22 protein-coding genes are annotated in these 23261 nt (G+C 56.5%); 9 read left to right on the forward strand and 13 right to left on the reverse strand.

Going from position 1 to position 23261, the window contains the following annotated elements:
• Positions 1-18 precede the first annotated feature (18 nt).
• Both CLV84_RS03110 and CLV84_RS03115 read right to left on the reverse strand, forming a co-directional pair.
• Positions 19-492 (reverse strand): hypothetical protein, encoded by a 474-nt coding sequence (locus tag CLV84_RS03110; RefSeq protein ID WP_104418276.1) that lies wholly within the window; start codon positions 490-492, stop codon positions 19-21.
• A 426-nt stretch (positions 493-918) separates the two neighbouring features.
• Positions 919-1245 carry a histidine phosphatase family protein gene (locus CLV84_RS03115; protein WP_104418277.1) on the reverse strand — a complete coding sequence of 109 codons (327 nt, stop codon included), beginning with the start codon at positions 1243-1245 and terminating at the stop codon, positions 919-921.
• A 291-nt stretch (positions 1246-1536) separates the two neighbouring features.
• Here CLV84_RS03115 and CLV84_RS03120 point away from each other — a divergent pair, with 291 nt between their 5' ends.
• From CLV84_RS03120 to CLV84_RS03130, 3 genes are read left to right on the forward strand one after another with little or no spacing between them, the layout of a single operon-like run.
• Positions 1537-2124, forward strand: coding sequence for a hypothetical protein (locus CLV84_RS03120; protein WP_104418278.1), 588 nt, complete (start codon positions 1537-1539; stop codon positions 2122-2124).
• Positions 2125-2134: 10 nt separating this feature from the next.
• A complete protein-coding gene (locus CLV84_RS21425) occupies positions 2135-2914 on the forward strand; it encodes a hypothetical protein (protein WP_146088685.1) in 780 nt (259 codons plus the stop codon).
• Between the two features lie 38 nt (positions 2915-2952).
• Positions 2953-3666 (forward strand): hypothetical protein, encoded by a 714-nt coding sequence (locus tag CLV84_RS03130; RefSeq protein ID WP_146088686.1) that lies wholly within the window; start codon positions 2953-2955, stop codon positions 3664-3666.
• 319 nt (positions 3667-3985) lie between these two features.
• Here the strand turns inward: CLV84_RS03130 and CLV84_RS21705 are convergent, their stop codons facing one another.
• Positions 3986-4150 carry a hypothetical protein gene (locus tag CLV84_RS21705; protein WP_170067545.1) on the reverse strand — a complete coding sequence of 55 codons (165 nt, stop codon included), beginning with the start codon at positions 4148-4150 and terminating at the stop codon, positions 3986-3988.
• 100 nt (positions 4151-4250) lie between these two features.
• Here CLV84_RS21705 and tnpA point away from each other — a divergent pair, with 100 nt between their 5' ends.
• Positions 4251-4337, forward strand: coding sequence for an IS66 family insertion sequence element accessory protein TnpA (gene tnpA / locus CLV84_RS22265; protein ID WP_406603339.1), 87 nt, complete (start codon positions 4251-4253; stop codon positions 4335-4337).
• Positions 4338-4499: 162 nt separating this feature from the next.
• Here tnpA and CLV84_RS03135 read toward each other — a convergent pair whose 3' ends face one another.
• The 4 genes from CLV84_RS03135 to CLV84_RS03150 form a co-directional block, all read right to left on the reverse strand.
• A complete protein-coding gene (locus CLV84_RS03135) occupies positions 4500-5072 on the reverse strand; it encodes a histidine phosphatase family protein (RefSeq protein ID WP_104418281.1) in 573 nt (190 codons plus the stop codon).
• A 185-nt stretch (positions 5073-5257) separates the two neighbouring features.
• Positions 5258-5719, reverse strand: coding sequence for a hypothetical protein (locus CLV84_RS03140; RefSeq protein ID WP_104418282.1), 462 nt, complete (start codon positions 5717-5719; stop codon positions 5258-5260).
• 206 nt (positions 5720-5925) lie between these two features.
• On the reverse strand, positions 5926-6741 hold the full coding sequence (locus tag CLV84_RS03145; RefSeq protein WP_104418283.1) for a helix-turn-helix domain-containing protein: 816 nt from the start codon (positions 6739-6741) through the stop codon (positions 5926-5928).
• Positions 6742-7469: 728 nt separating this feature from the next.
• Entirely contained in the window at positions 7470-8342 is an 873-nt protein-coding gene (locus CLV84_RS03150; RefSeq protein ID WP_104418284.1) for a pirin family protein, read from the reverse strand.
• 131 nt (positions 8343-8473) lie between these two features.
• On the opposite strand from CLV84_RS03150, the gene CLV84_RS03155 reads away from it, so the two are divergent.
• On the forward strand, positions 8474-8971 hold the full coding sequence (locus CLV84_RS03155; protein ID WP_146088687.1) for a hypothetical protein: 498 nt from the start codon (positions 8474-8476) through the stop codon (positions 8969-8971).
• Here the strand turns inward: CLV84_RS03155 and CLV84_RS03160 are convergent.
• Positions 8934-9650, reverse strand: coding sequence for a GNAT family N-acetyltransferase (locus CLV84_RS03160; RefSeq protein WP_146088688.1), 717 nt, complete (start codon positions 9648-9650; stop codon positions 8934-8936). The genes CLV84_RS03155 and CLV84_RS03160 overlap by 38 nt on opposite strands.
• Before the next feature lie 217 nt (positions 9651-9867).
• On the opposite strand from CLV84_RS03160, the gene CLV84_RS03165 reads away from it, so the two are divergent.
• A complete protein-coding gene (locus tag CLV84_RS03165; protein ID WP_170067546.1) occupies positions 9868-11271 on the forward strand; it encodes a serine hydrolase domain-containing protein in 1404 nt (467 codons plus the stop codon).
• Positions 11272-11375: 104 nt separating this feature from the next.
• On the opposite strand, the gene CLV84_RS21710 is transcribed toward CLV84_RS03165, so the two are convergent.
• The 4 genes from CLV84_RS21710 to CLV84_RS03180 form a co-directional block, all read right to left on the reverse strand.
• Entirely contained in the window at positions 11376-11531 is a 156-nt protein-coding gene (locus CLV84_RS21710) for a hypothetical protein (protein ID WP_170067547.1), read from the reverse strand.
• Between the two features lie 1335 nt (positions 11532-12866).
• Complete coding sequence (locus CLV84_RS03170; RefSeq protein WP_104418288.1) at positions 12867-13829, reverse strand: transketolase family protein; 963 nt, start codon at positions 13827-13829, stop codon at positions 12867-12869.
• Positions 13830-13912: 83 nt separating this feature from the next.
• The gene (locus CLV84_RS03175) at positions 13913-14767 is read right to left on the reverse strand and encodes a transketolase (RefSeq protein WP_104418289.1); all 855 of its coding nucleotides are present in this window, start codon (positions 14765-14767) and stop codon (positions 13913-13915) included.
• A gap of 262 nt (positions 14768-15029) precedes the next feature.
• Positions 15030-15221: a CsbD family protein gene (locus tag CLV84_RS03180; RefSeq protein WP_104418290.1), complete on the reverse strand. Its 192-nt coding sequence runs from the start codon at positions 15219-15221 to the stop codon at positions 15030-15032.
• 73 nt (positions 15222-15294) lie between these two features.
• On the opposite strand from CLV84_RS03180, the gene CLV84_RS03185 reads away from it, so the two are divergent.
• Positions 15295-16434: a tetratricopeptide repeat protein gene (locus CLV84_RS03185; RefSeq protein ID WP_104418291.1), complete on the forward strand. Its 1140-nt coding sequence runs from the start codon at positions 15295-15297 to the stop codon at positions 16432-16434.
• A gap of 951 nt (positions 16435-17385) precedes the next feature.
• Positions 17386-18726, forward strand: coding sequence for a histidine--tRNA ligase (gene hisS, locus CLV84_RS03190; RefSeq protein ID WP_104418292.1), 1341 nt, complete (start codon positions 17386-17388; stop codon positions 18724-18726).
• Between the two features lie 260 nt (positions 18727-18986).
• Here hisS and CLV84_RS03195 read toward each other — a convergent pair whose 3' ends face one another.
• Entirely contained in the window at positions 18987-21125 is a 2139-nt protein-coding gene (locus tag CLV84_RS03195; protein WP_104419490.1) for a carboxy terminal-processing peptidase, read from the reverse strand.
• 489 nt (positions 21126-21614) lie between these two features.
• Here CLV84_RS03195 and CLV84_RS03200 point away from each other — a divergent pair, with 489 nt between their 5' ends.
• Positions 21615-23255, forward strand: a complete 1641-nt coding sequence (locus CLV84_RS03200; RefSeq protein ID WP_146088689.1) for an ArnT family glycosyltransferase — start codon at positions 21615-21617, stop codon at positions 23253-23255.
• The last annotated feature ends 6 nt before the right edge of the window (positions 23256-23261 follow it).

The following is a 23261-nucleotide window of genomic DNA, read 5'->3' on the forward strand; positions in this document are numbered from 1 at the left end:
ATGTAGTGGGTGACCGCCTTAGCGCTTAACTGCCGTGATGGATATGTCGCAGAGGTCATAGCCCTGCATGGAGTCCCACATCCATTTGTAATCCTCAAGGTGCAGTCTTAGTTCTCCCTTATTTAACTCAAAATCAAAGACATTATCTAAGACTCGGCTCAGGTCAGCATCGGAGCTCCAGGTCTCCGCATCCCCCCGGTTAAATCCAATTACTTCCATACCACTGGCCGGGTCGTGGCTATAGTTATATCGGTAATTGTAAACGGTGCTGTCGGAGTCGACGACGGTCATCGTACACCGGGTATCGCGCGGGGCACATTCACCGAACTGGAAGGTCGGTGAGGCGGTGAAGAGTACGCTATCGGTGCCGGACACGGTGACGACAAATTCAACCGTCTCAAAAGTGCCCTCGATCCGGTTGAGGGTTTGTCGCTGCTTGGAACAGGAGGCAACGAGCAGTAAAAGTAAAATAGGGTATAGGATTGTACGCATTGGTTTGGGGGTTTAGGTGTTTACGGTGCAGGAATTTAGGGCGGCTTATTGGCACCGTACTCCTATTTAAGAGAACTTTAGGTAATTAAAAGATTGTTTGAACGTCTTATTCCGGGAGATATAGTTGGCCTTTTCGGTCCTTCCTTTTGCGATGGACGCGGGAGATTTGGTCGTTACAGGCACTCTTTCTTTGCCCGCGAACGGCGTACTATCCGTCATGCCTAATTCCAGCCCGAAGGGTTGCCGAAGTATCTGTTATCCACAAAATTTATCAGATATGCGACTGCCCGCAGCGTCCGCAACCGGAATACTATGTACCTGCTTCCGCCTGAATTTGGCTGGCGCAAAGCCTGGATACGAAGTGCCGCGGTGGTCGATGGTCATTGATCCACGCTACCGCTGCAAAGCGTCCCCTGCCGGTAACGCTCAAAGGATATGCTTCGCACAGTTATACAGGGCGCAATCCCAATCCCCCTTCGAATACAGGAGGGTAGTGAGGGACGCATTACGCAAACGTTCTTTGGTGTCTACGTGGGGAATCAGGCGTTGCAGCGTCAAACGAACCAGTGCCCCGTGGCTGACCACCAATACGTTGGCGCCGTCATGGGTATCCAGCAGGTAGGAAACAAAGGATAGTCCGCGATCGACGATGGAGGCGCTGCTTTCGATGTTTAGGGGCAGGGATTTCCAGTCATTCCCCCAACGGGCGGTCCGTTCTTCCCGGGTGGTTCCTTCCACGTCGCCGCAGTGCATTTCCGGTAAGCTAGTACCCTTCGAATTTGGAAAATAGAGAAATTGAACAATAGTAATGTGCGGGATAGGCGATTAAAATACAGCCCATCAGGAAAGCTTGTTGTCACCCTCTATGTACAGAGGCGGAAGTGTTCACGATGGGCGGCAATAAAATCTTTCTAGCACATATGATAAATAATATATCGCGTTGTTCCCAGGATTTTAGGATAAAAAGATAAGTACTCCCTTCTACAGCGTATATTTGGCATACACCTCAGGCTATTTATTGATTAGCCGCTAAACCCATCCCTTATGAATAGTAACCTACTCAGGCTTACTCGACTCGCCGTGCCCATGGCACTCGTTTTGCTCATCGTAACTGCTTGTGAGCAGGATCGGCCGCTTACACTCCAGACAGATAATGAAGTATTATCTTACAGTGGCCCCACCCCGACAACGACCCTCACAGGACAATTCGTCGAACAACTGGCAGATGCTATGCAATATGCGGAAGTACGGTCGTTTGTCAAAGAAAAAGTGATGCTCCAGTTTGATGGGGATTACGATTTCCTGCTTGCGTTTGAAAAAGATTCTGAGATCAGCATTGCCGACCGAGATGATATTCGGGTCTTTGGAGATCTTTTCTCCTACAACAATGATAAAGACCTTGACCCGAAATCTGGGTCATCTGCCTTCATTGATGATCTTTTGGAAGAAAATCCGTTGCTTCAGGTGCATGTACCAGAACTATGGGAAGGTTCCACGGTAAATTGGGATGAAATTGCCCATACCCCGAATATTGCCAACCTTCAATTGGTAGAAATTGATAAGGGTGACTTGCCTACATACCTTACCGCTGCAAAAAAAATGGACAACCATTTCCGGGACCGAAGCGCCTGAAGAAGTCACCATGGTAGTCTCGATAAACGAGAGAATCGTTTATTCGAAGGGACCATATCAATATGATTCAAAAAGGGGTTCTGGAGTAATTCCAAAAGCCTGTCCTTTAGAACCGGTGAATTCGAATGGCGATGACTATTATTACGATAGCCGTGATCTTGATAACTTTGACAACTGCTATGTAGGCGGTAATCCTCCCCCTCCGAGTGGTGGCGGATCAACCCCTAAGCCCAGTTCCACAAGCAAAAGTTTCCCCTGTGGCGATTCGGATCGTGCGAGCAACAATAATCGAGATCGAGTGTCGTTCCGCCGCTTCAAAAACATTGACAGATGGCGTGATGCAAATGAATGGTTCGATGGTGAGCACGAGATGCAGGTAAGTATTTCATTTCGCAATTCCGGTGGAGGGCCAACCACGCTTAAAAAGACATGGTTCGGGAGTTCTGATGATTTGCGCAGTTGCAACTGGCTTACATGTGATGTAGATAATTTCAACGGTGAATTTCAGGAAGTGATAACTTGGCTACCGGATGCTGCGGGTAATATGATGAAGTATAGTTGGTTAGAAGTCGATAGTGGAACTCCAATCACACTCAGTTTCAAGCTTTCACCTAAAGTGAAATTTGCGAATATAGCAGAAGTACAAGCTTTTGAGGTCGGCTTTTCGATTACGATCTCAAATAAGTCAGACGACCTGGGAGAACACATCGTCGAATATTGCAACAGTACAAATCCTCGCAGTGAGTATGACACAGGCTGGGTTATTTTTCACGTAGATCAGCAACCTTAATCCCCGTAATGTTTAAACAGACAAAACGAAACGCTATAATGCTCACCCTGCTTCTTTTTTTCGGTTTGCAAGCAACCGTATGGAGCCAGCTAAAGGGTATATCTTTGTTTACAGGTGGTGAGATCGCAACTCATCGTCTGGTGTCGCCAATGGATGCAGCCGGATTAAACTTCAATTTTGGCTTCGGTCAACTTACGGAATCGGACGGCGAAGAGTCCTTTTTTGGTGGTATCAGGGCCGATTGGAAAGTAAAGGATCAATTTGGGGTACAAACACAAATTGACTATGGCCGCGTGATTTATAGTGTCTTTTTTGAGGACCCTACCGAGGAAAATGGCATTTTAGGACCGTTGAACCGGGGAATATTTTACGCACCCGATCGACTCGACTTCTCCGTTCTGCCAAGCTATACCCTTGAGCTGAATGATTTCTGGATAACTCCCAAAATTGGCTTCACCTATTCCATTCCTGTTCGAGAGGAAAATTATATCGACAAAATTCCCGACAGCAAAACCCAACAACAGGCAGTTGCTATAGAGAATGCACTTAACCGTTCCTTTGGGGGTTCCGTCTGGAAGGTAAATGCCGGGATTGATATAGGGTATAAAAGGTTCTCGGCCTTTGCCAATATCCGGCATCAGATCAGCTCTGCCTCTGACAATCCGGTAGAGGTGGAAGCCGTAAATCTGACGGTGCCTTTCGATAACCGGCTAACTGCTCTTCAATTCGGATTAGGGTACCGGGTTTTTTAACAAGCCGCTGTATTTAAGCTGGAGATGGCCAGTTCCTGTACCGGGGCTGGCCATTTTTCTTTCTGCTAGATGTTAGACTGTAGTACCTCGGGTTTTCAGACCACAGAACCAAGTTAATTCGTTGAAAGTTAGGCGGCCTTGTGGTACCACTGGATAGGTTATACTGAGTCAATTCCCTTGTGATCCCCGTGTTTGTAGCAATGCAGCCACTCCTCGATTCCCCGGTACAGTTGGCGGCCGTCGTCGGCCGGACTCAAGAAGATGTGTCGATACTTAATCGTAACTTGAGGTTGGGGGAAACCGCCTGTTTTTTAGAAGTTTATGAAAGATGAGGCGGGCAATCGGTACTTTGAAGAACATCTGAACTTCCTTCCGGACCAAAGCCCGCCCCATGCTCACCAAGGATAAAGCACACAAGCTGATTGAGATCTTCGTCACGGTAGATGATTTCTGCCAGCAGCTCGACCGTTTGTAAGCCCTTCATCCGCAATCCACTTTTTGCAAACCTCGGTTTGAGGGCGTCAGTAAGCGGTTAGCGAACTACGTATTGCATATCTAGTGATTGTGCCACCAACTTTGCCGCCATGGCAAACTACCACAACCTGACCGAGCGCTGGCAGCGCAGTGGCCTAACTCAGCGGGCGTTCTGCGAGCGCGAGGGCATCAAATAAGCTCTTAAATCCGGTTCGGGGTTATGAATAGTATCGGAATAATGGGCTATTCGTTCTGCTTGAACTTATGCGTGCGCAAAGTCTAGATCCAAAGTAACGCTATAGCCGATTACTACTTATCCACGCTGCCGGTGCTGGGGAAGCCTACACTGCCAGCACTCCTCAAAAGATATGCTTCGCACAGTTATACAACGCGCAATCCCAACTCCCATTCAAGTGTGCCAGGGTAGTAATCGACGCATTCCGTAAGCGTTCTTTCGTGTCTACGTGGGGAATCAGTACCTTCAACGTTAAGCGAACCAGTGCGCCGTGGCTGACCACCAATACACTGGAGCCCGCATGATTATCCAGCAGGTAAAAGACAAAGGATAGTCCCCGGTCAACGATGGAGGCGCTGCTTTCGATGTTCAGGGGCAGGGATTTCCAGTCCTTCCCCCAACGGGCGATGCGTTCTTCCGGGGTGGTGCCTTCCACCTCGCCGCAGTGCATTTCCCGTAACCGGATGTCCGTCCGAACGGGTAACCCGAGCGCCTTAGCAACAATTTCGGCGGTTTCCCCAGTCCGCGACAGATCACTCGAATAAATAAGGTCCCATTCTTCTCCCTTCAGTCTATCGGCCAATGCGTACGCCTGCTTTCGGCCCGCTTCGTTCAGGGGAATATCCGTTTGACCCTGTACGCGTCCTTCCACGTTCCAGTCAGTTATGCCGTGTCTGATGAATCCGATGCGGGTCATTTAGGCTGCTGCTTTCTTTAAATGTAGGCTTTGTGATCTTTATCAGCGCACCGGTTGCCGTCCCAGTGGGGGGCACCCTGCGGCCGCGATCAAAAGGGCGCAATAGAGGGGCGGGCGACGCTGGTGGTAATGCACCCTTCCGCGCAGGGCGTGGGTATCCGTCACAGACATTGATTGACCACTGCCTATATTCCGTTCGCCTTCATTTGCAGTTTGCCCGAAAGCTGCATTCCATCCCGGGCATTCAAAACGATCAGCGTCAGGTTAGCCAACCCGAAAATGAATTCGGCGATCTGCGCAAGGAGGAAAACGCTATCGATGGATTGGTAATGCGAGCGGTAGTACAGAAAGATGGCTAAGGATACCAGGCAAATGCCGTTCACCAGTATCAGCTTCATCCGTTTGACCTTCGCTAAGACCAGCGGGCTTTTTGACTTTCCGGCAAGTTTATCACCGGTGATCTTCAGGGTTGGCATAGCCAGGATCATGATGGGCATGGCATATAGAATGAATGCCTTTACGCTGCGGATAATACCGTCATCGCCCTTGAGTTCCGCGAAGAGTGACAGGGAGAAGAAGGTAGCAATGGTCAGGGCCGCTACGATGGTAGCGATCAGGTGTACGGTTAACAGGGTATTACGCTTCATTCGGACTGTTTTTGGAAGGGTAATTCCAATCAGCCCATACTGCACCCTCCGTCGAAGGGGAGAGTAACCCAACATCCGTAGCAAACGATTGCTGCCTGGTTAGGAACAAGCTTGCTACCGCGAAAAGCGGCAACGCTAAAATGGAGATTAGCCTCATGGTCTTACGATCTAAGATTGATGAGGCAAAGGTCCCGCCGGTAGCTAGCCTAGAATTGTAAAAAACGGAAAGACGGGATTTCTTTTTTGAGCTGGTTGGGCGATCGTCCCGTGATGCCCTTCACTTCGTGATTAAAGTGCGCCTGGTCGAAGTACTCGTTCTCGTGCGCAATACGCGTAAGGGAATCGGGCGAGTGCTTGAGCTCGTAGGCGACCTGTTTCAGCTTCACTATGCGTAGGTATTCCTTGGGCGAGCAGCCGATCTTGTCGTTGAAATGATTCCGTAGGGTTCTATTCGTCGTGCCTAGCTGTTTGGAGAGGTCGGCGACCTTGATGTTTCCGCCATTTTCTTCAATCAGGTTGATTGCTTCCCTGATAAGGTCCATATCCCGGGTGAGGAGGTTATCTAAGAAGACGGTTTCCACTTCATCAAATAGCTGCTCCGTGCTTTGGCAGGCATGGATTCGCTTGACAAAATTGGTGGCGACGTCACCAAAGAGCTCCTCGGTGTCGATTAGCCAGGGCATTTTGTCAATGGATTGCTTTGTAAAGTACGCCAAGCCGTAGGGCCGCAAATGCGCCCCCAATATTCTGACGGTTTCCCCACTGGGCTGCACGCTTATCTGTTGCGTAGCGATTTTGGAGATGGCGATGTTAACCAGGGCCGATTGGTTGATCGAGTGGTTCGTCACGGTAAACGGTTCGCCGAAGAAGTAGCCGAAGGTTATCCTGGGGAAGGGGATGATCGGTTCGGGTTGCCGGGATAATTGGCTGACCGTAGTGTCGAGGTAGAAGTAGCTTTCTACGATGCTGGCTAGGAAGGGATCATTGGGCTTTCGTATGATGAATGGGGCATCGGGGTCCATTTCCTTGGTCGTATTGGTTGTTGGCTGCTGTTGCTTGCCATGGGGCGGCTACGCTCGAACGCTCGCTCAATCTAGGCCAATTCCTTCCAAAGGAATCAACTCATTGATGGCATCTGTTAGTTGGTGTTTAATGGAATTTTCAGTTTCGGGGAAAGGCTACACGAGCAGCTTAGCTAAATTACTCTTTTTGGTACAGCGCGACGTCACCGCGAAGTGGCAAAAGCCGATGCGCACCTGAGCACGACGTACTGCGCAGCAAAACCGAATCTTCTCCCCACTGGCCATCCTCTACGATGACCGATTGCGTCTGGATTGGTGAGTGCCGCCGTCACCTTGTTTTTTGCTTAAGCCTCGAGGTCTTCTACGGGGGCTCGGCCAAAAATTGCTTCCGCTAGAAAATGCCTTGACACACTTTGTGCAATACTCCCGGAGTAGGGGGTGTGCGGGGCGGGGTGGGTGCATGCTCGGGGGTGTTCAACCAAGCTAGCGCTGGAAATAGATTTGTCTATTCCTCCAGATGTAGGGATCCGGCTTCCTCCCCCTCTGCCGGCAGCTGGGGTAGTGGCCCTAGCTGTTTAGCCCCGGGGGGCAAAAGCCGGAGGAACGGAAATCTCTATTACTACGAGCTAGAGCTCACGAACCGGTATGGATAGGCCGCAAGCTAAAGCTCACTATCCGGATAGGTACGCTGTATACGTCGCGAGCCGGAGCTCACGAGCCGCGCACCGCTATTCCTCCACGTAAAAGCCAAACTTGCCCTTTCCGTAATCCCGCATCGCCTCCATAATCTCCGTCTGGGAGTTCATGACGTAGGGGCCGTGGCTCACCACCGGGGCCCCGATCGGTTCGCCGCTGAGGATGAGGGCGCGGGCTTCCCCGTTTCCGGTGTTGGTCAGCTGGATGCCGGTGCCGTCGTTGCGGTAGTAGAGCAGGGTACGGGCGGCGTAGTCGAAGCCGCCGCCGGTAGCGATGCCGCCGTCGAGCAGGTAGGCGGCGAGGTTGTGGCTTTCCGGGACGGGCAGTTCGGCCGTTGCACCGGGGGGGAGGGTCAGTTGCCAGGCGTTGATCGGGGTGTGGGTTTGCGCGGCTCCCTGGGTACCGTTGAGGTTACCGGCGACGATTTTTACCTGCGCTCCGCCGCCCAAATCTACCGTGGGAATATCGTCGGTTTTCAGGTCCTGGTAGCGGGGTTGCACCATCTTATCGGCCGGCGCGAGGTTGACCCACAGCTGGATGCCCTCGACGGTGCCGCCGGTTTCCATGAAATCCTTGCTGCCACGCTCGCTGTGGATGATGCCCCGGCCCGCGGTCATCCACTGCACGTCGCCGCCGCGGAGGTGACCGGTGTTGTCGCGGCTGTCGCGGTGGCGGATGGCCCCCTGGTAGAGGAAGGTCACCGGCTCGAAGCCGCGGTGGGGGTGGGGCCCCAGGTCCAGCGGATCGCGCCCGCCCGCCTCCACCTCGAAGGGGCCGAAGTGATGCAGCAGCAGGAAGGGGTCGATCTGGTCCACCCGCTGGGTCGGCAGGGGCTGGTAGACCCGGAAGGCGCCCATGTTCAGTTCGTGGGCGGGCAGGACGTGGGCGACGGTGCGCAGGTGCATAGCTAGGCGGGATTTAGTGTATCTACATCCATAACATCGCTAACCACGGACGGGTTACTATTCGGCCGTTTGGCGATGTATGAGAAATAGCTTACTTTAAGCACCGTTCCCCTTCAGCTAAAACTACCGCAATGCGTCTAATTTGTCAGGCTATGGCCCTGGTGTGCCTTACCACCTTCCTTGCAGCCTGTACCGGGGACGACGATCCACTGCCGATGGCCGGCGTCGACGCGGAGCTGCTGGTGGAAGACTACAACTACTACCTGGACGAAGACGTACCCGAACACGAGCGGGCCTTTGCGGCCGTCGGCGCGGTCACGGGCGTGCAACTGGCCGAAATCACCGAAGGGGAAGACCGTCTGTCGTTCGTCTTCCAGGAAGATAAGGATGCGGTACAGCGGGTAGTGACCGTCGACGTGGAGGAGGACATCGAATTCCCGGCTTCCATCGACGAGGCCAAGGTGATCTACCTGGGGGACCACCTCATCGTGGTGGATTTGGAGAGCGATTTCTTCGTCCACCTGACCACCGGCGGGGAGAACCTGATCCCGGAGCTTCCCGCCTTCGAGGGCAACGACCTGACCGTCCGGCTTAAAAGCCCTCCATCCCGTCCCGCCAATTCCAAATAACGAGGACCCAGTTGCGGCCGTCCGCCGAGGTGAAGCGATCCAGCTCGTCGAAGCCCACCCGTTCGTGCACCCGCAGCGAGCGCGTATTGCGGGCGTCCACGGCGGTGACGCAGTAGGTATAGCGCAGGTGGTAGCAGGCGCGAAGGTACTTGTACATACGGTCGGGCAGCTTCTGGCCGCGTGCTTCCTCGGCGACGCAGATCTGGCCCATGATCAGGTATTCGCTTTCCCCCAGCAATTGGCCGCGGTGCAGGAGGCCGTCCTGCCGTTCGATCAGAAAGGTCAGCGCCGGCACGTCCTCCTTGAAGGATCGATCCATGGCCAGGCAATATCCGAGCACCGTCCGTTCCCGAATGGCGATCACCGGTGCCGCCGTTTCCCCCATTCGCTTGAGGAGCGGTAGGTCGTGGGTGGCCGTCACGAACCCCTGGGTGCTGGCGGTGTCGGCATCTACGCTTTCCATGAGATTAGCCCGTTGCAGCTCCAGGATTTGCTTTAGCTGGTAGTCTTTGCGGGCCAGGGTTAGTTTGATGGGTGCTTCCATGAAGAAGTACGATGTTTGAAGTACGAAGGACAAAGTACGAAGGGCTGCCGCACGTTTTTGCTCGCTTCGCTCGTGGGCCCGGTCGTCTGCCGAGCTCCGCTCGTCCGCCGACTGGGCGGGGCGCCGACGGGCCATTCTACGCGTGAGTAACGAATGGCGAAATACACATATTAAGTGCCGTACCTCCGGAGCTTTGGTCGGTACCTTTTCCTACGTGGAAGGGCTCCGGGTTCGTCTGCTACTCACCCGTAATGCGAAAACCATGTGTAAGCCCTGCAATCCGATCAATTACCAACTCACTGCAGCCCGGGATTATAGTTATTTAGGTAATATTCCCGAGGTAGATACTGTAATGAATGACTTTATCGATGCCAATAATAGCGTGGGTTGTGCGGTAGGCATCGTCTGTAACAACCAGGTCCATTACCTCAAGGCCTATGGCCTTTCTAGGCAGAACGACGCGGATACGGCCTTTCAATACTATACCCCCTCGAGCGTCGGCTCTATCTCTAAGACATTAACCGCGTTGGCGATCCTGGTTTTGCACGAACGGGAAAAAATCGATCTCCAGCAAACCATCAACGCCTACTTACCCTTTTGCCCGGTTGCCTGGCGTGATATTACGGTACTGGAGTTACTAAGCCATTCCTCCGGCTTGCCGCGTGAACCCAGCATGAATTTTCCCAGCACGGAAGCCGACCTCATCAGTAAGTTTCCCGACGATGGGGATCACCCCGGCATATTCCCGCGTAACGCATACTTTGGTTACCGGTCGACGGAGAAACAAACGGCTAGCGGGACCAGCAGTTATTCCAATGCAGGCTACACCATTCTGGGAGCCATCATCGACTTTATGACCACTAACCCAGCAAATGATTTTGCGCCCGTCGAGCGGGGATACGAAAATTTCGTTTGGTGGAATGTCTGCATGAAGGGCGGGACCATATCGGGAGACACCATGCTGTCCCCCTGTCTGAATGCCTATTGGCGACAGGCCGATATTCCAAATCTAGCCTTCGATCAACCTGGCAATGCCGAATCCTTCGTAAATCGACGGTATACGGGGTGGGAAGGGCCGGCCGGTGGCTGGACTATGACGATTGGGGACCTGGCCCGGCTGATGATCATGATCAATACCAATCAGATCATCAGCGAAGAAACCCGCCAATTGATGATGGACAACTACGGGGTTACCGGAACTTCCGCTTTGGGGTTAGGGGTGTTTCGCCCCACTGCCGGGTCCCAGGCCGCCGAATATTTCGGTGCACCCGCCTTCTTTCATTCGGGTAGGATAGGTAACTACGATGCCCGGTACACCATGTGGAACGAAAGCGGTTTCGGAATAGCGCTCCTATTCAATTCCAGGACGGAATCCAGCGCCATTAAACAACTGACCCTGAACCTTGCAGGTCACTTCATCGGCAACCGGTTCACCTCCCTCTGCAACGCCAACGACATCGTATTGTCGACATCGGATGCCCAGAAGGTCGGTACCCAACTTTATCACTTTAGTAAACACCACCAACGGGACGTGGTGCGCATAGTAGAACTATACCAGCACCGCTATGGATCCCTGGAGCGGGGCGTGGGTGCCCTGTTAAAGAATCTGGGCGATAACAGCGGTCCCAAGCTTCTAGATCACCTCCTGAAGGGAGAATTCGAAGTGGTGGCCAGGTACGCCAATCGCCTCTTCCGGGAACGCCTCATGACCCCCCCGACGAATGCCCACACACTACCGGACTACGATATCGAGTAGGCGGTAGGCTTCCCCGGGGCGCGGGCCCTTCGCGGAGTGTAATGACCTGCGGCTGGCTATGCAATGTCCTCTATCCCGTTCTGCCAGTTCCAAACAACGATTACTCAGTCTTTACCGTCGGGACCCCGAAACCAGTCCAGCACCTCGAAGCCCTGGGTGTCGGAGTCTACGCGCTCCAGGTGGTTGGTCTGCTGCAGCTCCAGGATTTGCTTTAGCTGGTAGTCTTTGCGGGCCAGGGTTAGCTTGATGGATGCTTCCATGAAGAAGTACGATGTTTGAAGTACGAAGGACAAAGTACGAAGGGCTGCCGCACGTTTCTGCTCGCTTCGCTCGTGGGCCCGGTCGTCTGCCGAGCTCCGCTCGTCCGCCGACGAGGCCTTGGTGAATGGATGAATTGTTGAATTAGTGAATGGCTGCCGCATGTCTCAGCTCGCTTCGCTCGTTGTGGGAAGAGTGAATTTTTGAATTGTTGAGTTAGGGAATTGGCTGCCGCAATCCCGATAGCTATCGGGACTCGCTTCGCTCGTTGTGGGATACTCAACACAGATCGGCTTCGCCGGCACGGATTTCGGGCACGGATTGGCTGCGCCGCTACTTCGTGGTTTCGGTCGCCTCAGCTCGCTTCGCTCGTGGGCCCGGTCGTCTGCCGAGCTCCGCTCGTCCGCCGACGGGCCCTTGGTGAATGGATGAATTATTGAATTAGTGAATGGCTGCCGCAATCCCGATAGCTATCGGGACTCGCTTCGCTCGTTGTGGGAAGAGTGAATTTTTGAATCGTTGAGTTAGTGAATTGGCTGCCGCAATCCCGATAGCTATCGGGACTCGCTTCGCTCGTTGTGGGATACTCAACACAGATCGGCTTCGCCGGCACGGATTTCGGGCACGGATTGGCTGCGCCGCTACTTCGTGGTTTCGGTCGCCTCAGCTCGCTTCGCTCGTGGGCCCGGTCGTCTGCCGAGCTCCGCTCGTCCGCCGACGGTCGCTTGGTAAATTCGTGAGTTTTTGAATTAGTGAATGGGTGAAAATGCTGCCGCGCTTCTCAGCTCGCTTCGCTCGGGCACAGATTAGCACGGAATTTCCCGCAGCACAGGGCTTATACCAAGGGAGGGGAAGCGGAAATTACCGGAGGGGCTGATTTATAATGTGGTCCCGCTTATTTTGCAATCGCCCAGCCGAACGAGCGAAGCGAGCTGAGGCGACCGAAAATCCGTGCCCAAAATCTGTGAAATCAGTGTTGAGAACACGAGCCGCAGGCGAGCTAAAACGCGCGGCAGCACCTTTGTACTTCGTACCTCATACTTCAAACATCGTACTTCTCCCCCCCCCACGAGCCGAAGGCGAGCTGACTTGCGCGGCAGCCATTCACTAATTCAACAATTCACCCATTCACCATTCCCCCCCGAGCCGAATGCGAGCCTCCCCAAGCGGTAGCCCATTCACTAATTCAACACTTCACCCATTCACCAATTAAAAAACCGGTCCCCCCAAAGGAGAAACCGGTTTTCTATATCTATCGTAAGGATACGTCGGCAGACGAAGTGCCATCACCCACCCTGCGGGATGGCCAATGGCCCTTCGGCGGACGAAGTGCCGACTTATTTCCGCTTAATAGCCCGCTTGGCGGCGGCCACCACGTCCGGTGTATCCAGGCCGTACTTGGCCAGCAGTTCGTCGGCGGTACCCGATTCCCCGAAGGTGTCATCGGTAGCGACGTACTCCTGGGGGGTCGGCTGGTGCTTGCTGAGGCATTCGGCGATGGCGCTGCCCAGGCCGCCGTACTTATTGTGTTCTTCGCAGGTCACGACGGCGCCGGTCTTCTTGGCGCTGGCGATCACGGCTTCCTCGTCGAGGGGCTTGATGGTGTGGATGTTGATCAGGTCGACGCTGATGCCTTCCTTCTCCAGCTGGCGGGCGGCCTCGATGGCTTTCCAGACCAGGTGGCCGGTGGCGAAGATGGTCACGTCCGTACCCTCGCTGAGGGGCAGGGCCTTACCGATCTCGAACTTCGTGTCTTCGGGGATGAAGACGGGCCAGCCCGGGCGACCGAAGCGCAGGTACACCGGTCCGTGGTGCTCCACGATGGCCTGTACGGCTGCTTTGGTCTGGTTGTAATCGCAGGGGTTGATGACCGTCATGCCGGGGAGCATCCGCATCATACCGATGTCTTCCAGGATCTGGTGGGTCGCCCCGTCCTCACCCAGCGTCAGGCCGGCGTGGCTGGCACAGATCTTCACGTTCTTGTCGCTGTAGGCGATCGATTGGCGGATCTGGTCGTAGACGCGGCCCGTGCTGAAGTTGGCGAAGGTGGTCGTGACCGGAATCTTTCCGCCCGTAGCCAGACCGGCCGCGATGCCCATCATGTTGGCTTCGGAGATACCGACCTGGATGAAGCGGTCGGGGTAGGTATTGATGAAGTCTTCCGACTTCATGGAGCCACGGAGGTCGGCGGTGAGCATGACCACGTTGTCGTGCTTGTCGCCGGCGGCTTTGAGTCCGGCGCCGAAACCGTCGCGGGTGGCTTTCTTGCCGGTGGATTGTAATTTATCGAGGGATAGCATGCGCTATAATATTCTTAATGATTAATGGAATGGGGGGCTGGGCCCTACCGTACTAAAAGGTGGCGAAGCCACCGACTACCGTACTAAACCCCTTCGGCGGGGAAGTCGCCAAGGGTTTCCTCCAGCTGGCCCAGGGCGTTGATCGCCTGCTCCTTGTCCGGGGCTTTGCCGTGCCAGTGGTGGGTGCCGACCATGAAGTCCACGCCCATGCCCATTTCGGTGTCCATGACGATACAGGTAGGCTTGCCATTGCGCTTGGCAGCGGCTTCCTTGAGCACCTTCACGGTCTCTTCCATATCGTTACCGTTCATGCGCATGATGTCCCAGCCGAAGGCCTTGTACTTGTCGGCGAAGCTGCCGAGCTCGAGCACCTCCTGGGTGGGGCCGTCGATCTGCTGGCCGTTGTCGTCGATGATGAGGACCAGGTTGTCCACCTTGTTGTGGGGAGCAAAGAGGGCGGCTTCCCAGATCTGGCCTTCCTGCTGCTCGCCGTCGCCGGTGAGGACGAAGACGGTGCGGTCGTCGCCGTTCATTTTTTTGGAGAGCGCCATGCCGATGGCTACGCTGACGCCCTGTCCGAGCGATCCGGAAGCTACGCGGATACCGGGCAGCCCCTCGTGGGTGGTCGGGTGGCCTTGCAGGCGGCTATCGATGGCACGGAAGGTCTTCAGTTCTTCGGCGGGGAAGTACCCGGCGCGGGCCAGTACGCTGTAAAAGACCGGGGAGATGTGGCCGTTGGAGAGGAAGAAGACGTCTTCGTCCTTCGCTTCCATATTGAAGGAAGGATCGTGCTTCATGACTTCAAAATAAAGCGCGACCAGGAGGTCGGCGTTACCGAGTCCGCCACCGGGGTGGCCGCTCTGCGAGAGGTACACCTGCCGGATAATGTCGCGCCGTACCTGGGAGGCTATTCTTTTGAGTTCTTGGATATCTGCCATATAATGGGGGTAATTGAGAGTGATTCCCGGCCGTGCTGCGGGAACCGCAAATTTACCTAATAAGGTTTGACTAGTGGTTTTGTTCCTTCCCCGGGAGGGTAGGGGGCCCTAAACGCACTTATTCCCCCTATTTCTTGCCGCACGCCGGGGGCAGCCGGTATTGGGCGCCGGAGCGCGGGTGCAGGGATGGGACCAAAAAGATGCCCCCGTCCAGAAGGCTGAACGGGGGCATCTTATGGGAATCGGGATATCGAGCCGGTGCTTACAGGCTGTCGATCCAGTCCTTTAACTGTTGCTTGGTTTTCCCCAGTTTGGTCTGGAGGTTACCCATGAACTCGTCGTGTTTTCCTTCCTGGTAGGTCAGGTCATCGTCGGTGAGGTCACCGTATTCTTGCTTGGCCTTTCCTTTGACCTGGTTCCAGTCTCCCCGTATTCTATCTCCGCTTGCGCTCATCGTATGTTGTTTTGGTACCTTTCCCCAACGGCTCCGCGGGTGGCGGTGTTCGAGGAATGGAATGCACCCCGCTATGCAAGACGGCCGCCGGCTCGCCGAACTCAGACGATACGCTACGGAACTGGCTCCGGATTACCGGGCCTGGGTCGACGAGCATGATTACCCCCCGGATCATGCCACGCTCCATTTTCATCGCTCGCTGATCGGCTGGTACGAAGCCGTCCTGCTCCCGGAAGATCCCTACACCGGAGCCGCTTTCCACTTCGTGACCACCATCGCCGCGGTCTACTTTGCCGACGGCCAGGTAAGCACCCACCGCTTCCCGATGGGCAACGGGCCGCTGGATCACTTACCCAAGCCGGTCCAGCTGGACGCATCGGGGCAACGCCTGCTCCTCCGCCTGAAGGAAGCCGGCGATTGTCAGCAACTCCTCCTGCTGGCCGATTACCACCGCATGGAATCCGCCGCCCTGGCCCGGGCCCTCGATCTGGAACCCGACGACGAACTGGACGACCGCCTTCTGAGCTGCCGGGATGCGGTCACCGAAGGCGATCCGGAAATGGCCCGCCGTTACCCCGCCGCGATCACCCTGGCCGGCCGCCAGGACCTCATGCGCACGCTCGCCCGGGAAGCGCCCGCCCCCGAGCCGATCCCTGCACCCGCGCCCGCCGCCAACAAAGAAAGCGTCCAATTGCGGCCCCGCTACCGAATTAAGCTTCCTTCGCTATCCACGGGCCTGCTCCTCGCCGCCGTGTTGTGCGGGGTGCTGGGCTGGCTCGCCTACGATACCTTCGGCGGTAGCGCCCCCGGCGACCTGTACGCCCGTGCCTTCGAGCCCTATCCCAACATTTTCGCCGATACGCCCCCACAAACCGACGCCGAGCGCGACCTGGAGCGCATCCTCTATTACTACGACCGAGGCGATTACCGCACCGGTTACGACGAGCTGCTGCCCACCGCCCCCGCCTATCCGGCTTCGCCGCTCTACCTCGGCGTGTCGGCTCTGGCCCTCGACGATCCGGCCCGGGCGCGGGAGTGGTTCGCCCAACTCCCGCCCGATAGCCCTTACCTGGCTCCCGCCGCATGGTACGACGCCCTGGCCCTGCTCGCCCTCAACCGCCGGCCCGAAGCCGAGGACGCCCTGCAGCGGATCGCGAATACCGACGGCCACCCGTACCGGGCCGCTGCTCGGGAGTTGTTGGCTGATCTGTAGGTCGGAGAAGGGGGGCGCTGCGCGACGGTAGTGGGTCACCGCCGTGGGTAGTAAGCGCATACTGAAATTCACCACAGAGGTGCCACGGAGTACACCACAGAGGTGCCACGGAGGAGGCTTGCTAAGTGGTCGCTGTACGACGGCAGTGACTAACCGCATAGAAGCAGAGTACCGCGGAGTTTCTCGGAGTCGTGCGGGAAAAATCCGTGTTTAATCCGTGCCCGAGCGTAGCGATCCGTGAAATCTGTGTTGAGCCTATACACCGCGCCGCAGGCGCAGCAAGGTCTGCGGTCGGACCGAAGGTCCTCCACCCGTGGGCATCCGAACCGCGGGAGAGACAAAACGAACTGATAGTTCACCACAGATGTGCCACGGAGTACAGCATAGAGGTGCCACGGAGGAGGCTTGCTAAGTGGTCGCTGTGCGACGGTAGCGATAAACGGCAGAGAAGCAGAGCACCGCGGAGTTTCGCGGAGCCCTGCGGAAAAAATCCGTGTTTAATCCGTGCCCGAGCGTAGCGATCCGTGAAATCTGTGTTGAGCCTATACACCGCGCCGCAGGCGCAGCAAGGTCTGCGGAAACCCACGAAGTAGCGGCGCAGTCAATCTGTGTTGAGAAAAAACGAGCCGCAGGTGAGCAAAGCCTCTCCACAGATAGCTCAGGGGGCTTCACCGAGGAATCACCGAGGGGAGAGCAGCCAATCCGTGACCTAGCGCAGCGAGCTGCCAAAATCAGCATTTCAGAATTACGAGCCGAAGGCGAGCATCTCCTGCGCCCAAGGGAATTCACATAACATGTTTGTAACTCCCGTTTCCCCTGCGCCCCGGCGCAAAACACCCGCTTTGGAAAACACCCGTTCCAATAATCCCCATCCGGGTCACCAGAATTTGCCGACACCTTCGTACTTCCTACTTTGTCCTTCCAACATCGTACTTCTGTACCTTCGCGCCCATGAAACCCTCCATCCCCAAAGGAACCCGAGATTTTCTGCCCCACGAGGTGCGGCGGCGCAACTACATTTTCGACGTCATCCGGAAGCATTTCCACCGCTACGGCTACCAGCCCATCGAGACGCCGGTGATGGAAAACCTGTCGACCCTGACCGGGAAGTACGGCGAGGAAGGCGATCGCCTGCTCTTCAAGGTGCTCAACAACGGCGATTTTCTCGGGAAAGCGGATTCGCAGCAGCTAGCCGCCCAAGATAGCGACGCCGTACTGCCGCAGATATCGAAGCGCGGCCTCCGCTACGATCTCACCGTCCCCTTCGCCCGCTACGTGGTGATGCACCAGAACGACCTCGCCTTCCCCTTCAAGCGCTACGCTATCGCCCCCGTGTGGCGGGCCGACCGGCCGCAGAAGGGCCGCTACAACGAGTTCTACCAGTGCGACGCCGACGTGGTAGGCTCCGATTCCCTCCTCTACGAGGCCGAACTAACGCAGCTGCTGGACTGGGTATTTGCCGACCTCGGACTACGCGTCGTCATCCGCCTCAATAACCGGAAGATCCTGGCCGGGCTCGCCGAGATCGCCGGGCACCAGGACCGGATGATGGACATCACCATCGCCATCGACAAGCTCGATAAAATCGGGGAGGCCGGCGTCGAAAAGGAACTCCGGGAGCGGGGCGTAGATGCGGCGGCCATCGATACGATCAAGCAATTCTTAGGCGTCACCAGCCTGGGAAAAGTAGCGCCGCTGCTGGAAAAAAGCGCGATCGGCCGCGAGGGCATCGGGGAACTTCAGGCCGTATTCGACACGATCGGAGCCACCACCAGCCGCGTTGAATTCGACGTCACCCTGGCCCGCGGCCTCAATTACTACACCGGCTGCATCTACGAAGTGGCCGTCGACACCGATTCGCACCCCGGTATTCAGATGGGTAGCATCGCGGGTGGTGGCCGCTACGCCGACCTTACCGGCATCTTCGGCGGCCGCGACCTGCCCGGCGTAGGCATCAGCTTCGGAGCGGAACGCATCTATGACGTTCTGGAAGAGCTCCAGCTATTCCCCGCGGATGCCAGCGAAGATCTCGAGTACCTGCTGCTTTGCCTCGACGAGGCGAGCCTGGCCCACGGTTTCGAGCTAGTCGGCCAACTTCGCCGTGCCGGCCGGAATGCGGACCTCTATCCCGCCGCCGCCAAACTGGGTAAAATGATGAAGTACGCCGATCAGCGCAATGCCCCGAAGGTCATTATCATCGGCAGTGAAGAAGTGAAGAGCGGCAAGTACTCGGTAAAGACCATGGCAACCGGAGAGCAGGCTACGCAATCGCTTAGTGGGTTGATTGGGTAGTGGGTAGTCTGGTAGTAGGTAGGGGTAGTCAGTAGTCTTTTAGGGGGTAGTCTAGTAGTAGGTAGGGGGTAGTCTTTTAGGGGGTAGTAGGTAGGGGTAGTCAGTAGTCTTTTAGGGGGTAGTCGGTAGTCTGTTAGTAGGTAGTATTTGGGTGCAAATTGCCCGACTAAAAACACTACCTACTAACAGACTAAAGGACTATCCCCTAAAAGACTAAAAGACTACCAAACTAAAAGACTACCCCCTACCAGACTAAAGGACTACTCCCGATACCCCACTTTACCACCCGTTTCCAGCTCGATCATATCGTGGACGATGTTGACCGCTTCGCGGATGTAGACGTCCTTACCCACGTTTTGCTTGAAGTCGTCGTTGCGGGCGACTTTGCTTTCGTCGGCGAGGATGGGGTCGAGGTCGACGACCAGGTTCTCTACGCCCTGGTTGACGATCGTGTCGAAGATGCCGTCAAATTGTTCTGCCTCTTCGCGGGCGGTGCGCTGTAGCTCGGCGTAGTCGGTAAGGGCCAGGGGATAAGTATCCCGGTCGCGCTGCCGCTTGACGCGCTTGGCGTTTTCGGCGATGCGGTCGAAGGTAGGACTGGCGGCTATCCGCACGGCACTACGCTCCATCAGTTCGTCCATGTGGCGGATGCGGTAAACATCCTGGCTGTACTTGGCGGGCTCGATTTCGGTCCAGGCGAGGGGCGACTCCTGTTCTTTCTCACCGGTTTCCAGTAAGGAGCGGCTGTTAGGCAGGACGATGTCCGGGGTCACGCCGCGCAGCTGGGTGGATCCGCCATTGATGCGGTAAAACTTCTGCATCGTCAACTTTACGGTACCAAGTGGCTTGATGTCGTCGAAACCATTAATGGTCTGGTCCATATCGATGAAGCGCTGCACCGTTCCCTTCCCGAAGGTGGAGTTGCTGCCCACGATCACGGCCCGGTTGTAGTCCTGCAGGGCGGCGGCCAGGATCTCGCTGGCGCTGGCGCTGTATTCGTTGACCAGTACTACCAGCGGCCCGTCGTACTGCACGCGGCGGTCTTTGTCCTTGAGAATTTCCTTGCTGCTTTCACGGCCGGCAACCTGTACGACCGGGCCTTCGGGAATGAAGAAGCCGGTCATGTCGACCACGTCGCGGAGGGATCCGCCACCGTTGTTGCGGAGGTCGAGGATGATGCCGTCGACGTTCTGCTCCTTAAGCTTGTCCAGCTCGGCTTCCACGTCCTTAGCGCTGAAGCGGCCGTCCTCGTTCTGGAAATCGGCGTAGAAGCTCGGCAGGAGGAGGTAGCCCACTTTATCGCCCGAATCGGCGTCGTCGATGATGAGCGACTTGGCGTAGGTCTCGTCGATGATGATCACGTCCCGCTCAATGGCGATGTTCTGGATCGTGCCGTCGGGCTTTTTGACCTTGAGGTAGACCATGGTACCCTTTTTACCGCGGATCTTATCGACTACGTCTTCGAGGATCATCCCCTTGATATCGACGAGGTCACCTTCTTCCTGGCGGACGCCCATAATGATGTCGTCCTCCTGCAGCTCCTTGCCCTTCCAGGCCGGGCCGCCGACTACGATCGAGGTCACCTTGGTGTATTCGTCGTTGGTTTGCAGCGTGGCACCGATGCCTTCCAGGCGACCGCTGAAGCGAATGTCGAACGATTCCTTATCCTTGGGCCGGAAGTAGCTGGTGTGAGGGTCGAAAACGGCGGTCATGGCGTTGAAGAACTGCCCCTGCTTGATGCTGGGCTTCATTTCGCGCATCCGGGCGAACCAGTCTTCGTACCGCTCTAAAATTTTGCCCCGGTACTCGATTTCCAGGGAATCCATGGAAGGGAATTCCGTGCCGGTCGTATCCAGCTCGATCTCTTCCTGCTTATTCACGATCTGGGCGACCAGGTCGCGCTTGGTGTAGTCGTACCAGTACTGCTTGAGTTCGGTGTCGGTTGCCGCCCAGTCGGAGTCCTCGTCGCGATCGGTAAATTCGCCGCTGGCGTTCAGGTCAAAGGGTTCGGAGAGGATTTCCTCGTACCAGCCTTCGGTCTTGTCGAGGGCGGCCATCCAGCGCTCCTGCACCAGATCGTAAAAGGTGAACTCGCCGGCCAGGCTCTGATCGTCGATCTGCGTACGGTACTGGCTGAAGGCATCGATATCCTCCTGGGTGAAGAAGAGGCGGGCGCCATCGACGTCATTCAGGTATTGCTTATAGACGCGTTCGGAAAATTCGTCATTGATCGCCACCGGCTGGTAGTGGTAGTTCTCCAGGTTCGCCAACATTGTACGCATGATGACCGAGGGCGCGTCGCCCGGCGGAGTAGCCAGCTCGTGGACGGGGCGCATAGCGGCGATGAGCGCAAAAACCAGTAGTAGGGCGGAAAAAAGCAGGGGTCCTCTCGACTTCATGTTTTTCTTTTTGAAACTCCGAATCAATCTCAAGGATTGTTGGGTCAGGCGTGGAGTTACGGTATTAATGTTTGGCGGGGCGCAGTAGTTCAGAAAGGGGAGCGGGAGTGAGCTGTTTAACACCACATTAATGCGGGCTTACATTCCGGTGACCGAAGCGGCCTCCCCCCAGGTAATCCGGGATTACCCAAGCGGGTAATTTTCGCTTGGGGTACGACGAAGAACCTGTTTGGATTCTCCTTACCGGTCTGCCAACGGCCTCCTTCAGCCCCGTTGTCGTTACCCGACGCGGTAGATAACGCTGCTATCCCCCGTGTCGGGTGCCTAAACAGGTCGCAAATTGCCTCATTTTCGACCAGGTTCGGAAAAGCCAAACAAGCTCTAAACGTTCGTCCCGACGATGGTATTTTCCGGCCGTCATGAGACCCGCGCTCCGTCGCCCGAATGCCCGTTGCCTTCCGGGCCGTTGGCTTGGTCTATCTTCGCCCCGTGCGAAAGTGGTTGTATATCGTGGCGGCGCTGCTGCTGTTGCCGGCCCTGCTGATCAACCTGGGGCGGGTGGTCTTCATCGACGACGAGGGGATCCGGGCGCTGGTCGCCCTGGAGATGCTCTGGACCGGAAACTTCCTGGTACCCACCATGCACGGCGATATCTACCTGAATAAGCCGCCGCTGTGGAACTGGATCCTGGCCGCGAGTTTCGCCCTTCACGGCGAAGGCAGCGAGTGGGCCGCCCGCTTGCCTACGGTCATCAGCCTGCTAGGCTTCGGGATTACGACCTACCTGTTCAGCCGGCGACACTTCGGAAGCTACCTCGCGGCGGTCCACGCCCTGACGGTGATCACCTGCGGGCGGATGCTCTTCTGGGACAGCATGCTCGCCCTCATCGACGTCTGCTTCAGCTGGCTGGTCTACACCCAGATCATGCTCCTCTACTACTTCGGCCGGCGGGGCCGGTGGTGGGAAGCCTTCGGGTGGACCTACCTGCTCACGGTCGCCACTTTCCTGCTGAAGGGACTGCCGGCCGTCGTCTTTCAGGGACTGAGCATCTTCGCCATTCTGGGGTGGACCCGGTCGTGGAAGCAGCTCCTGCGCCCGGCCCACCTGCTTACGGGGCTGGGGTGCCTCGGGCTGCTGGCACTGTATTATGTACCCTATTCGGAGGCCGTCGACCTGGAGCGGGTGGCCCGCCGGCTGTTCGTGGAGAGCGGCAAACGAACGGCCGTGGCGCGGGGGCTGTGGGAGACGGTCCGCCACGTATTCGCTTTCCCCTTCGAGATGAGCTACCACTTCCTGCCCTGGACGCTGCTGCTGGTGTACCTGCTGCGGCGCGGTGGGTGGGCGAGCCTCCGCACCAATGATTTCGCGGCCTTCTGCCTGGTGGCCTTTTTGGTCAACGTTCCCGTATACTGGCTCTCGCCGAATGTCTACCCGCGCTACCTGCTCATGCTTTTTCCCCTGCTGTTCGCGAGTTTGCTGTGGCTGCACCACCTGCACGTGCTCGACCGGAGCCCGACCTACGTTTACCTGCGGCGGGGGCTGCTGATGGTGATGACGGTGGTCGCGGTGGCTATTCCGTTCGTTCCGCTGGTACCCCAGACCGCCATCGTGGAGGCCGCTTGGCTGAAGAGTACGGTTTTGGGCGCGGCCGCAGGTGCAACGATCTTGGCGGGCTGGCGGCGGGAGAAAGATTTCCTCCTCCTCTTTTGCATTTTCCTGTTATTGCTGCGCGTCGGGTTTAATCTGTTCGTCCTGCCCCCCCGCGCAGCGGAAGACGAACGTGGCATCGCCGTTCGGCAATCCGCCGAACGGGTAGTGCGTACGGCCGGGGATAGCGCGCTTGGTATCTACCGCTTCAGCCTGATCGAACCCGCCAGCGGATGGTACCTGACCCGGGCGCGGGGGGCGGTGGTGCCCCGGGTGTACGCTGATTACGCCCCGGAAATGCTGTACATCGGCAGCCCGTTCCAGTATCCCGGCTTACGGATCGAGGCCGTAGACTCCCTTTACCTCCGGCATTTACGCGCCCGCTACCCGGTGGGGCGGTTGCTGGAGGCGGCGGACTTGCCCGCCGACGAAACGGAGGAACTGCGGGACGGCATGGGGACGGGTATGCCCGTGGGCGACTAGCCGGCG

The organism is Neolewinella xylanilytica, assembly GCF_002934605.1.
Lineage (GTDB): Bacteria > Bacteroidota > Bacteroidia > Chitinophagales > Saprospiraceae > Neolewinella > Neolewinella xylanilytica.

Coding starts and splice junctions, on each gene's coding strand:
- CLV84_RS03170 (WP_104418288.1), bottom strand. CDS start 13,829: ATGCTATCCCTCGATAAATTACAATCCACCGGCAAGAAAGCCACCCGC.
- tnpA (WP_406603339.1), top strand. CDS start 4,251: ATGGCAAACTACCACAACCTGACCGAGCGCTGGCAGCGCAGTGGCCTA.
- CLV84_RS03180 (WP_104418290.1), bottom strand. CDS start 15,221: ATGAGCGCAAGCGGAGATAGAATACGGGGAGACTGGAACCAGGTCAAA.
- CLV84_RS03150 (WP_104418284.1), bottom strand. CDS start 8,342: ATGCACCTGCGCACCGTCGCCCACGTCCTGCCCGCCCACGAACTGAAC.
- CLV84_RS03140 (WP_104418282.1), bottom strand. CDS start 5,719: ATGAAGCGTAATACCCTGTTAACCGTACACCTGATCGCTACCATCGTA.
- CLV84_RS03110 (WP_104418276.1), bottom strand. CDS start 492: ATGCGTACAATCCTATACCCTATTTTACTTTTACTGCTCGTTGCCTCC.
- CLV84_RS03145 (WP_104418283.1), bottom strand. CDS start 6,741: ATGGACCCCGATGCCCCATTCATCATACGAAAGCCCAATGATCCCTTC.
- CLV84_RS21710 (WP_170067547.1), bottom strand. CDS start 11,531: ATGGAAGCATCCATCAAGCTAACCCTGGCCCGCAAAGACTACCAGCTA.
- CLV84_RS03195 (WP_104419490.1), bottom strand. CDS start 21,125: ATGAAGTCGAGAGGACCCCTGCTTTTTTCCGCCCTACTACTGGTTTTT.
- CLV84_RS03135 (WP_104418281.1), bottom strand. CDS start 5,072: ATGACCCGCATCGGATTCATCAGACACGGCATAACTGACTGGAACGTG.
- CLV84_RS03115 (WP_104418277.1), bottom strand. CDS start 1,245: ATGCACTGCGGCGACGTGGAAGGAACCACCCGGGAAGAACGGACCGCC.
- CLV84_RS03165 (WP_170067546.1), top strand. CDS start 9,868: ATGAATGACTTTATCGATGCCAATAATAGCGTGGGTTGTGCGGTAGGC.
- CLV84_RS03120 (WP_104418278.1), top strand. CDS start 1,537: ATGAATAGTAACCTACTCAGGCTTACTCGACTCGCCGTGCCCATGGCA.
- CLV84_RS21425 (WP_146088685.1), top strand. CDS start 2,135: ATGGTAGTCTCGATAAACGAGAGAATCGTTTATTCGAAGGGACCATAT.
- CLV84_RS03155 (WP_146088687.1), top strand. CDS start 8,474: ATGCGTCTAATTTGTCAGGCTATGGCCCTGGTGTGCCTTACCACCTTC.
- CLV84_RS03160 (WP_146088688.1), bottom strand. CDS start 9,650: ATGGCCCGTCGGCGCCCCGCCCAGTCGGCGGACGAGCGGAGCTCGGCA.
- CLV84_RS03175 (WP_104418289.1), bottom strand. CDS start 14,767: ATGGCAGATATCCAAGAACTCAAAAGAATAGCCTCCCAGGTACGGCGC.
- hisS (WP_104418292.1), top strand. CDS start 17,386: ATGAAACCCTCCATCCCCAAAGGAACCCGAGATTTTCTGCCCCACGAG.
- CLV84_RS03185 (WP_104418291.1), top strand. CDS start 15,295: ATGCAAGACGGCCGCCGGCTCGCCGAACTCAGACGATACGCTACGGAA.
- CLV84_RS03130 (WP_146088686.1), top strand. CDS start 2,953: ATGCTCACCCTGCTTCTTTTTTTCGGTTTGCAAGCAACCGTATGGAGC.
- CLV84_RS21705 (WP_170067545.1), bottom strand. CDS start 4,150: ATGAAGGGCTTACAAACGGTCGAGCTGCTGGCAGAAATCATCTACCGT.